We start from the raw sequence: 14046 nt of genomic DNA on the forward strand, positions 1-14046 counted from the left end.
AGCCTGTTAAACTGCACTTAATACATGCACTTAAAGAATATTAAGTACGGTAAAGCACTTTGATCACATGCCAGCCAAATTTAGTTTTAACTAAATGCGGCTCTAAAATAGCGCCATTAAACGCAGTTTTGTCGAACTGTGGCACCATTTGTCCACGTCTAAATTCACCTAAATCGCCACCTTTTTTACCCGACGGACACGACGAATACTTTTTAGCTAAGGTTTGAAATTTTGCACCTTTACCTAATTGCGTAATAATATCTTCTGCAATTTCTTTATGTTTTACCAGTATATGCAGTGCGTGCGCTGTATTTGCCATGTGAAAGCCTTGTAATATCGGTTAAATTTAAACGCCGCGATTTTAGCACAGCTAGTTAAATCAGGCAGCTACTATAGTGCTTCATTAATGTGTTGAGTGCGCTGAAAAAAAACCAGCATCGCTTTAGCCTAAAATTATATTTAATCACTAGCGTTATTAGTGCTGTACTGGCTTTTTTTGTAATTTGCGCTGTAATGTACGTCTATGCATATTGAGCTGCCTTGCGGTGCTCGACACATTACCATTATTACTGTGTAGCACTTGCTGAATATGCTCCCACTCTAAACGCTCTGGCGACATAACTGTGGTTGCAACATCTAAGGTTATTGCTGTATCGCGCTCTTGGTTAAGTGCTTTTAGTAAGGTTGCCATATCAACAGGTTTGGTAAGGTAATCGTTGGCTCCTAAGCGCATTGCTTCAACTGCGGTGGCAATACTGGCAAAGCCCGTGAGTAATACAATATGCGCGTGTGTGAGCAAGCTGCGCAGTGGTTTTATTAACGCTAAGCCATTGTCGTTACCTAACTTCATATCTAACAAAATAGTAGCGGGCAAAAACCGCCTTGCACTAAGGAGTGCCTCACTTTGGTTATGCGCTATTTCGCAGTTAAAACCGTATTTAGTTAGCCGCCTTGCCAAGGTACTAGCAAGGTTTATATCGTCTTCAATAATTAATATTTTCATTCACTTTGCTCGCTAAAAACAGTTGCTAATTTAACTTTGGCAATTGCACCACACTGGGGGTGATTATATAAAGTTAGCGAGCCATTTAAACGCTCAAAGGTCACATTAGAAAGCAGCACAGCCAGCCCCATACCATGGTCGCTAGGCATTAATTGCCCACCTAAATTGCTGAGCTGGGTTGCTGAAAAGCCATTCCCAAAATCGCGAATAAGCAAGTAAACATATTCGCCGCAATGCTCCTCTTGCAGCCAAGTAAGCTCAAGCACATTTTGACCTTGCTGCTGATTAGCGGTGGCTGCATTTTGGAGTAAATTTAAAATAGCAGGTAGCAACATAGCATCACTGTTTAATATGGCGGTATTAATGCCACCCGTTTGGTTTTTTATAATCCACTTTATTTGTTGATCGGGATATTGCAGCAATAGCGTATCGGTAATTTGCTGTTGTAATTGCGCCGTTGTAATGTGTTGTTGGGTGTTATTAAGGCGCAGCGCAGCTGAGAGCTTTCTAAAACTATCTAATTGTGTAGCGCATTGTTGTAGTGGAGTTTGCATTTGTTGCACTACAAGGTTATTTGGATGTTCCTCTAATAACTCTTCAAATAGTAACTGTAAGTTAGCAATTGGTGTAGCAAGCTGATGCGTTATTTGCGCTGCTGCGCCATCCAGCGTTACTAACTGTTCACTGCGTAATTGTTGTTCGCGCACTTGAGCAATAGTGCGTTCGCGCTCTTTTAAGGCGCGGTTCATTGCACCAATCACTAACGCTATTACACTGGCACTCAAAACAAAGTTAATCCACATGCTAATAAAATGGCCGCTCATGTTCATTTGGTGCATGTTATGTTCGGGCATTTTTATCAGTAATACACTATACGCCGCAATGGCTAATACCGCGATATAAGCAAGCCCTTTGCCACTTAGCGTTACCGCTGCAATCATTATTGGCAGCAATAATAACGACACAAATGCATTGGTTGCGCCACCACTGAGTGATAACAAAATAGTTAAAAACAATACGTCGGCGGTTAATTGCATCAGCATGCCCAGCGGTTTTGCTTGGCTTACATTACGATAAGCCAGCACACTCATTAACTGAAACCCCGCTTCTAGAGCAATCACTAACAGTAAGGGCATTAATGCTATTTGATGATCTAATAAAAAGTACACTATAAGCACAGCAATAAGCTGCACAGCTATGGCACCACTGCGTAACATTAAAAGGCGGCTAATAGCCGGATCGGTGCGAATTAACAAAACACATGTTACCTATTGAATTTTAAGAAAAGCTATTTTAATACTTATGCAATACTTAGTCATCACTCATCGACATTGTAACTAGGTACAAAGTGAAGTATTAAAAGGCCACGGCACTAGGGTTAATAATTATTAAGCTCAATATTTATTGAGCCCATATTAACCCCAGTGCCTTAACAGCAAGTGTGGCTATTGCTTATAAATTAGCCCTGCTTTCATTACAAACTGCACATTTTTAAGCTCTGCAATATTTTTTAGCGGCGAGGCATTAACACTAATAATGTCGGCTTGTTTACCCACACTCAAATCGCCTAATTGGGTATCTTGGCCAAGCAGTTTAGCTGCACTCACGGTTGCCGATTTAATTGCCTGTGCTTCACTCATACCATTACTTACCAGTAAGCTAAACTCGTTAGCATTAAGGCCATGGCGCGATACGCCTGAGTCAGTGCCAAAGGCAATATTTACCTCATTTTTTAGCGCTAATTTAAACGATGCCTGCATTTTAGGTGTTACTTCGCGCACTTTATCTGCAATAGCTATTGGCATGTTTGGATTACTAATTGCTTCTTCGCTCACTGTGGCACCAGCCAGCAAAGTAGGAACTAAGTAAGCTCCGGTTTTTTTAAACAATGCTATAGCCTCTTTATCTAAATACGAGCCATGCTCTATTGAGTTTACACCCGCTTTAAGCGCGGCTTTTATGCCTTGCGTGCCATGTGCATGAGCGGCTACTTTACGCCCTAAATGATGCGCGGTATCTACAATTGCACTAAGCTCTGCGTCGCTTAATTGTTGATTAACGCCTGCGGCGGTATTACTTAATACGCCACCGGTGGCGGTAATTTTTATAACATCGGCACCACTTTTAATCACTTCGCGCGTGGCTCTGCGGCAATCGTCTGCGCCGTTACAAATACCTAATGATGCACCTACACCGTCACTTATATCTTTACGATAGCCATGTAAATCGGCGTGCCCACCAGTGGGCGATACTGTATTGCCTGCGGCAAAAATGCGCGGACCATTAATATCATTACGCTCAATGGCGCGCTTTAGCGGAAAAATAACCTGATAGTTACTGCCTAAGTCTCGCACTGAGGTAAAGCCTGCATTTAAAGTACGCTGTAAATATTTAATTGAACGCAGCGCGTTATCTGCTTCGTATTCGGTAGTCCAGCGATGCCTGCTAACATTGGCATCGCGCTCAAAAGTAACATGCACGTGCATGTCTATTAGCCCAGGCATTACAAAGTGATTTTTAAGGTCTATTACTTGCGCGCCGGGCAAACCCAGTGCATCTTTACTTACATAGCCGCTTTTAATTGCTGAAATTTTATCATCGGCTATTACCAGTGTTTGCTCAGTTTTAACCGTTTGCTCTGTACCTAGCATTACACTGCCCGCATAAATAATTTTATGTTGTTGTGCTAATGCCATATTTGTTGTTAACGCTAAAGTGATTGCAGTAAATGTAGTTATTAGTGTAGTTTTCATACTTGCTCCTTTTAAGCTCTACCTTTAACCCAATTAACTATAAATTGCTACATTTACGCTACAAAAACCCTTTTAATAAGCTATCATTTTTTATCTCCTTGGGTATTTACTAGTGTTAAAAGCCATTTTTTGGTATAACTTATTCATTAGTAATACATGTCAGACCACTTTTTAAGAGAACACACTATGCCTTACGCACACATCACTGGTTGGGGTAAATGCATTCCACCAGCAAGCATTAGTAACGACGAAATTAGCAAAATAGTGGATACCACAGACGAGTGGATAACATCACGAACAGGTATTAAATCTCGCAGAGTTAGCCATGTAAGTACTGCAGAGCTTGCTACTGTTGCGGCTAAGCATGCTATTGCTTGTGCCGGTATTGACGCTAAAGATATTGATTTAGTTATTTTAGCCACCTGTACGCCATCAACTATGGTGGCAAATACTGCGTCGTTAGTGCAAAAGAATATTGGCGCTGTAGGCGCTGCCGCTATGGACACTAACGCAGCTTGTTCAGGGTTTTTATATGCTCTACAAGCAGCAACAGCGCAAATACAAGCCGGTATGATTAAAAAGGCTGTGGTTATTGCTGCAGAGCGCATGACTTGGTATGTAAACTGGTCGCGCCGTGACAGTGCGGTATTATTTGGCGATGGCGCGGGTGCCGTAGTACTCGAAGCTGCCGATACACCTGCAGGTTTACTTGCGACTAAAACCGGTTGTGACAGTACAGATCGTGATATTTTACATATCGAAAACTTTGGTAGTGACTTAAATAAATATGAGCCGATTGGCCCATCTAATTTACTATTCGAAGGCCGTGAAATATTTAAGCGCGCTGTAAAAGGCATGAGTGAAGCATGCGACGACGTACTAGCCCAAGCAAATTTAAGCCTAGACGATATAAACGTATTAGTGCCGCATCAAGCTAACTTACGTATTATTCAGGCCATTCAGCACCGTTTAAAAGTGCCAGATGAAAAAGTAATGGTTAATATTGGCCAGTACGGTAATACATCGGCAGCGACAATTGCCATTGCACTTTGCGAGGCGGTGGAGCAAGGTTTAATTAAACCACACTCAAATATTATGTCGGCAGCCTTTGGCGCTGGCCTTACGTGGGCTGCTAGTTATATTAAATGGGGCGAGCGTGTAACACCTATTAGTGTAAGTGATGCACAACTTCCTCCTTGCGATAAAACCGGCTTAGAGTTAGTTGCTCCAGCGGTAAAAGCATGTAAAGAAGCAGAGCCAACCTAAATAGGCAGCTACTTATTGAAACGCACTTAATTGTGCGTTTTTTGTTTTTAGTGTTTGTATTTAATTACACAATTTAGAGAGCGCGTTATGAAACTACTTGGCATTCATCATGCCGCTATTATTTGCAGCGACTACCCTCGCGCTAAGCATTTTTATAGCAAAATATTAAAGCTTAAAATTATTAATGAGCACTTTAGGGAAGCACGACATTCTTATAAATTAGATTTAGCTTTGCCTGATGGCGGTCAAATTGAGTTATTTTCGTTTACTGGCGCACCAGAGCGCCCAAGTTACCCTGAAGCACAAGGGTTAAGGCATTTAGCATTTAAAGTAAGTGATGTGCACGTGGCTAAAGCGTATTTAGAGTCACAAGGGGTTAATGTAGAGGACATAAGAGAAGATGAAATCACCGGCAAAAAGTTTACTTTTTTTTCCGATCCGGATAATTTACCGCTTGAGTTGTATGAGGTTTAACACCTCATACTAAATACTCGATTATTAGTTAAAACGGTTTTGCAGGTAATTAAATACAGCACGAATACCTAACGCTTCTCCGCCTACTGGGCGACCTGGTAGAGCACGTAAGTTCCATGCCATTACATCAAAATGTACCCAAGGCGTAGTTGGCTCAATAAATTCTTTTAAATACAGTGCAGCGGTAATTGCACCGCCAAATGGGGTGCTTGCACAGTTTGCCATATCGGCAACATCACTGTTTAAAAATGACTTATATTGATCAAATAACGGCAGTTGCCATACCGGATCGCTTACACTCAACCCTGCGTCCATAATACTATTAGCAATAGTACGCTCAGTACAGAAAAACCCTGGTAGTTCAGTGCCCAAAGCAACTCGACACGCACCTGTTAAGGTAGCAAAGTCAATGATAAGCTCAGGCTCGTCGTTTTGGGCTTCGCTAAGCGCGTCACATAATACTAAACGTCCTTCGGCATCGGTATTGTCAATTTCAACCATAATGCCTTTACGGGTTTTTACTACATCGCCAGGGCGAAATGCGTTACGCGAAACCGCGTTTTCAACCGCAGGTACTAACACGCGTAATCTAACTGGTAAATTAGCAGCCATTATAAGCTGAGCAAGCGCAATAACATGCGCTGCGCCGCCCATGTCTTTTTTCATGTTACGCATACCGGCACTCGGTTTTAAGTCAAGCCCGCCTGAGTCAAAACATACACCTTTACCAACCAAAGTAATTAATGGTGCGTCTTTTGCGCCCCATTTTAAGTCGAGTAAACGCGGCTTATTTTCACTCGCACGACCAACCATATGAATTGTTGGGTAGTTTTGCTCTAACAGCTCATCTCCAATCCACTGAGTAAAGTCTCCATCAAAGGTGTCGGCTAAATCACTCATGACTTGTGCTAAATGTTGCGGCATCATATCGGCAGCCGGGGTATTAACTAAATCGCGGGCTAAACCAATTGCGTCGGCTTGTTGTTTTATTTGCTCGTAAAGTGTTTTGTCAGCAATACCTAACTGCGCTTTTGCGGTGACTTTTTCTTTGTACTCACTAAATTCATAACCACCCAATACAAAGCCTAAAGCAAGCTGCTCTATTAGGTGTTTTTCACCTTGAATTTGATAACAACCTACCGGTAACTTGGTGGCTAAGTCGCCTGCAGCCCAAAAGTCATCACTGCTGCGTATTATGCAATAAACATGGTTAAGCTCACCCGTTTCAGGGTTTGGTACTAATGCTAGCCCATGCTTTTCAAAACCACTATTTGCTAACCAGTTTTGTACAAATGTAGGTTGCTGCGTAAGCCAATCTGTTAATTCGTTTTTAAGGATAAAAGATAAAGGAATTCCAGAAGAAGTATGACGAAGTAATGCACTCATTAAATGACTCACAAAATATAAATGGTCACTAAGCATAACAATAAGGAGACGCAAAAGGTATCGCTAATTTTGCCAATTATAGATTACTTTTTTAATGAGTTTTGTGGGTCTTGTTTTTGATTTTCTTGAGCTATTTCACGATCAAGCTCTTTAACTGAACGATTCATATTGAAGGAGCTAGGCAAAACATCAACGCCAACTAAGCGGCCCAGTTTAACCACTAAGGGAATAGTTAAAGGCGCAAACGGTAATATGGCAAATACCCCTAAACCCAAACCCTTTAAAATATCTACAAATTGCTCGTTTGCACGCTTTAATTCGGCTTTATTTGTTTGCCCTTGTGTGTAGCGTTTATAAATTGAAAGCATTTCTTTTGTTTCTTGTCTTTCTTGCGCAAGCGCAATTTTAAGCGCAACCATAGCACGACGAAAACGCAATTGCTGGCGCTTGGAACTAATTTTAACAACCCGCCATGGTGCGCGGTGTATGACTTTATATAATCGCATTGGCGTATTCTCACACAGGGATTCAAGTTCACAAAGAATAATTTACATGCCAAGGTCAATACTTTATTATTTACAGCCTTTTTAGTATTTAAAAAATCTTAATATGCAATTAAATATACTACCTGCAGTCGCAAAACCAGAAAAACCTAAGCCGGACGAGTGCTGTGGTGGTGGAAGTTGTTGCCCATGCGTACGGGATGAATATAAAAAGCAGCTCGCTATTTGGAAGCGTGAAAATGAGCAACACGCAATAACAATAAAGTAACAAAAACACTTAAACCCTCATTCAAACTCCCCTTAATTTAACCGTTTCCTTAATCAAACTGCGCATTACAAGCAGCACACACTGTATTGTTGCAATTTCATACAAAACACCCTCATTGTTAAATAATAGTTAATTATTAATTTCTCTACTTGTTTTTTCTCTATAGTCTATAAGCTGGACTCACAGGAAGTGGGCTTAATTTATTAAGCTTTAAGGAGTCAGCAAGTATTACCTTACTCCCCATGAAATGTGACTAGTCCGCTACAAAAATAACTCGTGTTACACAAACATGATTAACAAAACTATTCTAACTGGGGATATTTAGAATGAAATTAAAAAGCAATGTGCTAAACCAGGCAGTTAAATTTGCCTTAGCCACCACTACAGCCGGATTATTTATATCTGGCTCTGCTATTGCAGCCGACGCGCAAACAACAACCAAAGTTAATAAAAATCTAGAAAAAATTGCTGTTGTTGGTACACGCTCAGCACCTCGCTCTATTGGTGACTCACCGGTTCCTATTGATATTATTGGTGGTGAAGAGCTAAGCAAGTCAGGTAACACCGACATGCTAGAGCTATTAAAGGGCGCTATACCTTCATTAAACGTACACTCTATGCCAATTAGTGATGCAGCGTCATTAGTGCGCCCAGCTAACCTTAGGGGTTTACCATCAGACAGCACACTTATTTTATTAAATGGTAAACGCCGCCATCGCGCTTCTGTTATCGCCTTTTTAGGTGGTGGTATTAACGATGGTGCTCAAGGTGCCGATATTTCGGTTATTCCAAGTATTGCCCTTAAGCAAGTAGAAGTACTGCGTGACGGTGCTGCTGCACAATATGGCTCTGACGCTATTGCAGGGGTTATAAACTTTGTATTAAAAGATGCCTCTGAAGGTGGCTCTCTTGAAGTGCGTAAGGGCGAGTATTACGAAGGTGATGGCGACACCACTCAAGTTTCGGGCAATATTGGCCTTCCTTTTACCGACAATGGTTTTGCAAATTTAAGCTTTCAATATAAAACCGCAGATGCAACCAGCCGCTCAGTACAACGCTTTGATGCTAAAGCACTTAATGATGCAGGCGTACCCGACATAGCACCTATTACCCAAGTATGGGGCGCACCAGAGGTTAACGACGACATTTCAATTTTTGGTAATGTAGGTTTAGAGCTAACCAATAATTCAGAATTTTACATGTTTGGTAACTACTCTGAGCGCGATGTAAGAGGTGGTTTTTATTACCGTAACCCTCACACTCGCCCCGGTGCTTATTCAAACGATGGCGGCGATACTTTACTCGTTGGCGATTTAACCGGTGATATGAGTGGCAACTGCCCAACTATTACCATTGATGATAACGTGCTTGATAATCCAGATTATATTAATGGGGTGGCAAATAACCCAGATTGTTTTGCATTTAATGAAATGCTGCCAGGTGGTTTTACACCAAACTTTGGCGGCAATATTACCGATGCGTCACTCACTATTGGTACTAAAGGTCAGTTTACTGATGGCTTTTTAAAGGATGTATATTACGATTTAAGTGGCACGGTTGGTTATAACGAATCTCGCTACTTTATTTACGATACGATTAATGCGTCTTTAGGCCCAGAAAGCCCACGTGACTTTAGCCCAGGTAAATACGAACAATTAGAGAAAAACTTTAACTTTGATCTATCCAAAGGTTTTGATTTTGGCCTAGCATACGATGTAAACATAGCATCAGGCCTAGAATGGCATGAAGAAACCTTTACTGTGATCTCTGGCGATGAAGCCTCGTTTATTGCAGGGCCACTTACCGATCAAGGTTTTGGTATTGGCTCAAATGGCTTTCCGGGTTTTAAACCCTCTGATGCCGGTGAATATAGCCGTCGTAACTACGCCGCTTATGTTGATATAGAAGCGCCCTTTACTGAAGAGTTTTTAATGGGCTTAGCCGTTCGTTTTGAAGATTACGATACCTTTGGCACAACTACTAACTACAAATTAATGGCTCAGTATCACTTAACTGAAGATTTAAACATTCGTGGTTCAATCAGCACAGGCTTTAGGGCGCCAACCGTTGGCCAAGCTAATGTGAGTAACGTACAAACAAACCTTAGTAGTGGTGTATTAGTAGATTCTGCATTATTACCACCTACTAACCCAATTGCGATACAACTTGGCGGGCAAGAATTAGAGCCTGAAGAATCACAAAGCTATACTTTTGGCGCTGTGTACACGCTAGGCGATTTATTTTTAACGGTAGATTATTACAATATTAAAGTTGATGAGCGCATTAGCCAATCTGATAAAATTGAACTTAGCCAAGCAGACAAAGACAAACTTACTGCCTCGGGTATTCCTAACGTACAAAACCTAGCACAGGTAAGCTTTTTTACTAATGACTTTGACACCACTACACAAGGTGTTGATTTAGTGGCTAACTACTCAACTGAGTTACTTAATGGCAGCTCAACATTTAGCTTAGCGTACAACTGGAATGAAACCGAAGTTACCCGCTCAACCATTATTACAGGGCCGTTTAAAGTAAGCCGTCTTGAAAATGACTTACCTAATCATCGTGCAACTCTAAGCTGGGCACAACAATGGGAAAGCTTCTCTGCGTTTACCCGCGTAAACTACTTTGGTGAATACCAAGGTGTGCATGTAGATTATGACGAAACAGCTAAAATGGCAGATGCTGCGGTTACCTTAGATGCTGAAATTACTTATTTTTTAAACGAATCAATGAGCTTTTCTGTAGGTGCACAAAACTTACTTGACCAAGAAGCTGAAAAACTTGATTTTAGTGGCGCTAGCGACTTTATTCCTAATAATAATTGGGGTGGTCAATACTACGAAACATCACCATTTGGTATTAACGGTGGTTATTATTACGTTAAAGCAACTTATACTTTTTAATCCTTATTGGTCATAAGGTAAAGGCGAAATGTGAAAGACATTTCGCCTTTTTCGCTGTATAGATAGTCAAGACAGAATCAACAGGAATGTTAAAGTTACAATGCTACTTAAAAAAGCGAATCAGTTACTGGCAGAAAACAAACTTAAAGATGCTGATTTTTACTACAAAACAATACTTAAAGCCGATGCTGATAACGGCGAAGCCCTGTTTGGTTTAGGCCGAATTGCACTGCGCCTAGAGCGTAATGATGATGCTGTATATTTATTACAACAAGCCTGTGAACGCCTGCCTTATATGCTTGAACCTCTACACGCACTGGCTGATGCATTTAATAATGTAAATTCACCAAATGATGCGCTAAAAGTGCTTGAGTACGCAAAAAACTTAGCCAGTAATAACCCCGACCCACATTACTATTTAGCCCAGCACTATTTAACGTATGGTGAGCTAGATAAAGCCCATACTACTTTTTCGCATGCACTGAGCTTAGGCGTTTACCCTGTTACAGCGTATATTTTGTTAGAGTTGGTACAATTGGGGCGTTTTGACAAAGAACATAACTACCTCAGTAACTTGCATCACTTGCTAACGCAAACTAATAATTTACGCCTTAAAATGGTGTGCTATTACGCTTTGGCAAAAAGTTACGACAAACTAGAGGATACTGATCAGGCGTTTAACTACTTTGTATTAGCTAACCAATTACAACGAAAACTAAGCGAATTTGATACCCAAGTTCTTACTGCTTTTTACGACGACATAATAAAATACAATACAGCTGCTCTTTTAAGCTCAGCGAATAAAAGTGTGAAAGGTGGCATTACCCCCTTATTCATAATTGGCATGCCACGCAGCGGCTCAACCCTACTTGAACAAATGTTGGTAAATCATAGCCAGTGCTCAAGCATGGGTGAAAGTATTAGTATAAGTAGTAATGTGATGGCTTTTTTAGAACAAAAAACCGGTTTTAGCTATCCACACTGTTTAGATCATTTAACACATGAGTTAATTAATAAGGCCCGCGACCTTTATATAGCAAAATTAAAAACAGCAAGCCCTTCTCGCCCCTTTGTTATTAATAAACTGCCAAGCAACTATCAAGCTATTGGGCTTATTTATATGCTATTTCCAAATGCAAAATTTATTAATTTAACCCGCGATTTTAATGCCACGGCATTTTCGGTATTTAGTAATTATTTTGCCGAAAACGAGCCTTACTTTTGCTCGTTAACCGAGTTTAAGCAATACCATAGCTTGTACGAAAAGTTAATGGCGCATTGGCAGGCGTTTCCGGCACTGCAAATATATAACCTAAGTTATGAGCAATTAGTAACGGACCCCAAAGGCCAACTCACTGCACTACTTAGGTTTATAGGTTGCTCGTTTGAAGAAAATTGCTTGGCATTTTATAAACAAAAAATCGCGGTTACCACACTCAGCAAACACGCTATACGTGAACCGGTTAATCTGCACAATGTTGATAAGTGGCAACGCTACAAAACGCCATTACTTAAGCTTTTGGCGCAGTCGCAAACCAATTAAGTACATCTTTAAACTGCTCATTGCGCGCATGCGGATGGGTTAACATATTAATATGGTCGTAATCTATTTTATGGCCATAACGACGTCCATAAATTTGCATTTTTTGTACCCCAGGACCCGACTCTTCCATAAACTTTTGAATATCTATTGGTTGTGCGAGGGCTTTATCTTTTGCGCCTGCAATATGCAGCGTTGGCGGCAAGGTTAATTGTGCAACGGCTTTAGCGTAATCAAAGTTATCGTCACTGTCTATCCAAGGTGTTTTTTTAGCCCACTGCATACTTTGCCAATGCGACTTTTGTGTTTCATCGTCACTGCCCCACTTTAAGCGTTTAGCCGGTAAGTACCCATGCTTTTTAGCCATTAACGGCGCCATAAAATACCAAATGAAATTAGCTTGAAGTAACTTTTTAGGGTGATTATTAAATAACGAACGCTTAGTGCCAAAGTAAGCACAGGCTTTTACGTCGTTAATATAATTTGGGAATCGTGCAAATGCGCTATTCATTAACACCCCACCCCAAGAGTGAGCCAGCCAATAATCTGGTTTTTTCCCCTCTAACTGCTCTATTTTATCTATAAATGCAGGAATATCTTCTAAAATAGCTTCGGTTTGACCATAACGAGCATGCTTGTCTATAACCGGTTTACTTTCACCACGACCACGTAAATCAGCCACATAACACACAAACCCTTGCTCGGCTAAAAAAGGCGCTAAGCCTTTGTTGCTATGGGTATAAAATATTTTACCGTTTTCTACCGCGCCATGCATAAAAAACGCCACTGCGCCATTTGGCTTATCGCTACTAATACGACGTAAATGCAGTGTTTGCTGATCGGCTAATGTTATAAATACTGATTGCTGAGTGATTGCCACAGTGAGTCCTTTTTAATTGCTAACAGCTCATCCTACCAGTAACAACCTCGTAGCCATAGGGAAAATTATCACGTTTTTATCTCGGTATTTGTTACAATTAACTTTTATTCCTGTTGTAAAAATAATCATCATGAAAGCAAGCACCTCACGCGCAAAACTACACCCTCGTAATCAACATTTAAATGGCTACGATCTTGACCTATTAACTGAGCAGCATCCTGCACTTTCTGCTTTTATTATTACAACACCTGCAGGTACAAAAAGTATTGATTTTAGCGATAACAAAGCGGTAAAAACCCTTAATCAAGCCCTTTTAAAAGCCCATTACAATGTAGATTTTTGGGATATTCCACAGCATAACTTATGCCCACCTATTCCGGGACGAGTAGACTATATTCATTATTTGGCCGACTTATTAGCCGACGATAACCAAACGCAAATTCCCACTGGCCGTCAAGTTAAAGTATTAGATATTGGCACCGGCGCTAATTTAGTTTACCCGCTCACAGGTGGGCATGAATATAACTGGCATTTTACTGGCACCGATATTGACCCTGCAGCCATTAAAGTAGCAAAACAAATTGCGCAATTTAATAATTTAAAAATAACCTTAAAACAGCAAAAAAATGCCGCAAATATATTCAAAGGAGTTATAAACAGTAAAGATCTGTATCACTTAACGCTGTGTAACCCGCCGTTTCATGCCAGCAGCGAAGACGCTGTTAAAGGTAGCGAACGTAAATGGAAAAACCTTGGCAAAGCACCTAGCAGCACACTTAACTTTGGTGGTCAAAATAACGAGCTATGGTGCGAAGGCGGTGAAGTGCAATTTATCTCTAATATGATTAAAGAAAGTGCAGCCGTTGCAGAGCAAGTAATGTGGTTTACCTCTTTGGTGTCGAAAAAAGATAATATTGCGGCTTTAGAGCAAGAATTAAAACAACACCCTATAGCCCAATATAAAATAGTTGATATGGCACAAGGGCAAAAAGTTAGTCGTTTTATTGCTTGGAGTTATTTTGATAAAGCCACGCGTGAGCAAATTTGCGAAGAACTCGAATAAT

The 14046-nt window shown here is 40.7% G+C and carries 13 protein-coding genes; 6 read left to right on the top strand and 7 right to left on the bottom strand.

All coding sequences use genetic code 11. The features are described from left to right. Window positions 1-40 precede the first annotated feature (40 nt). The 4 genes from H5058_RS15395 to H5058_RS15410 form a co-directional block, all read right to left on the bottom strand. Window positions 41-319, bottom strand: coding sequence for a peptidylprolyl isomerase (locus tag H5058_RS15395; protein WP_086995651.1), 279 nt, complete (start codon window positions 317-319; stop codon window positions 41-43). Window positions 320-475: 156 nt separating this feature from the next. Beyond that, on the bottom strand, window positions 476-1003 hold the full coding sequence (locus tag H5058_RS15400) for a response regulator transcription factor (protein WP_011329936.1): 528 nt from the start codon (window positions 1001-1003) through the stop codon (window positions 476-478). Next, window positions 1000-2259 carry a HAMP domain-containing histidine kinase gene (locus H5058_RS15405; RefSeq protein ID WP_182678918.1) on the bottom strand — a complete coding sequence of 420 codons (1260 nt, stop codon included), beginning with the start codon at window positions 2257-2259 and terminating at the stop codon, window positions 1000-1002. Before H5058_RS15405 ends, H5058_RS15400 begins: the two co-directional genes overlap by 4 nt. Window positions 2260-2448: 189 nt before the next feature. Then, window positions 2449-3756, bottom strand: a complete 1308-nt coding sequence (locus H5058_RS15410) for an amidohydrolase family protein (RefSeq protein ID WP_089369193.1) — start codon at window positions 3754-3756, stop codon at window positions 2449-2451. Window positions 3757-3942: 186 nt separating this feature from the next. On the opposite strand from H5058_RS15410, the gene H5058_RS15415 reads away from it, so the two are divergent. Both H5058_RS15415 and H5058_RS15420 read left to right on the top strand, forming a co-directional pair. Continuing rightward, window positions 3943-5022 carry a ketoacyl-ACP synthase III gene (locus H5058_RS15415; protein WP_011329933.1) on the top strand — a complete coding sequence of 360 codons (1080 nt, stop codon included), beginning with the start codon at window positions 3943-3945 and terminating at the stop codon, window positions 5020-5022. A gap of 87 nt (window positions 5023-5109) precedes the next feature. Next, entirely contained in the window at window positions 5110-5496 is a 387-nt protein-coding gene (locus tag H5058_RS15420; RefSeq protein ID WP_089369192.1) for a VOC family protein, read from the top strand. A 24-nt stretch (window positions 5497-5520) separates the two neighbouring features. Here H5058_RS15420 and H5058_RS15425 read toward each other — a convergent pair whose 3' ends face one another. Together H5058_RS15425 and H5058_RS15430 are read right to left on the bottom strand one after the other, a co-directional pair. Next, a complete protein-coding gene (locus tag H5058_RS15425; protein ID WP_182678920.1) occupies window positions 5521-6882 on the bottom strand; it encodes a M17 family metallopeptidase in 1362 nt (453 codons plus the stop codon). 83 nt (window positions 6883-6965) lie between these two features. Continuing rightward, the gene (locus tag H5058_RS15430) at window positions 6966-7388 is read right to left on the bottom strand and encodes a hypothetical protein (RefSeq protein ID WP_041454912.1); all 423 of its coding nucleotides are present in this window, start codon (window positions 7386-7388) and stop codon (window positions 6966-6968) included. A 103-nt stretch (window positions 7389-7491) separates the two neighbouring features. On the opposite strand from H5058_RS15430, the gene H5058_RS15435 reads away from it, so the two are divergent. The 3 genes from H5058_RS15435 (at window position 7492) to H5058_RS15445 (ending at window position 12105) form a co-directional block, all read left to right on the top strand. Then, entirely contained in the window at window positions 7492-7653 is a 162-nt protein-coding gene (locus H5058_RS15435; RefSeq protein ID WP_182678922.1) for an oxidoreductase-like domain-containing protein, read from the top strand. A 326-nt stretch (window positions 7654-7979) separates the two neighbouring features. Next, entirely contained in the window at window positions 7980-10562 is a 2583-nt protein-coding gene (locus H5058_RS15440) for a TonB-dependent siderophore receptor (RefSeq protein WP_182678925.1), read from the top strand. A gap of 100 nt (window positions 10563-10662) precedes the next feature. Then, window positions 10663-12105: a sulfotransferase gene (locus H5058_RS15445; RefSeq protein ID WP_182678927.1), complete on the top strand. Its 1443-nt coding sequence runs from the start codon at window positions 10663-10665 to the stop codon at window positions 12103-12105. Here H5058_RS15445 and H5058_RS15450 read toward each other — a convergent pair. Beyond that, complete coding sequence (locus tag H5058_RS15450; RefSeq protein ID WP_011329927.1) at window positions 12074-12982, bottom strand: alpha/beta fold hydrolase; 909 nt, start codon at window positions 12980-12982, stop codon at window positions 12074-12076. The genes H5058_RS15445 and H5058_RS15450 overlap by 32 nt on opposite strands. Window positions 12983-13112: 130 nt before the next feature. Between H5058_RS15450 and rlmF the strand changes: the two genes are divergently transcribed. Continuing rightward, window positions 13113-14045, top strand: coding sequence for a 23S rRNA (adenine(1618)-N(6))-methyltransferase RlmF (rlmF, locus tag H5058_RS15455; RefSeq protein WP_041454980.1), 933 nt, complete (start codon window positions 13113-13115; stop codon window positions 14043-14045). Window position 14046: the final 1 nt, after the last annotated feature.

The sequence above is a fragment of the Pseudoalteromonas sp. SR45-4 genome (genome assembly GCF_014163535.1).
Classification (GTDB): Bacteria; Pseudomonadota; Gammaproteobacteria; order Enterobacterales; family Alteromonadaceae; genus Pseudoalteromonas; species Pseudoalteromonas nigrifaciens.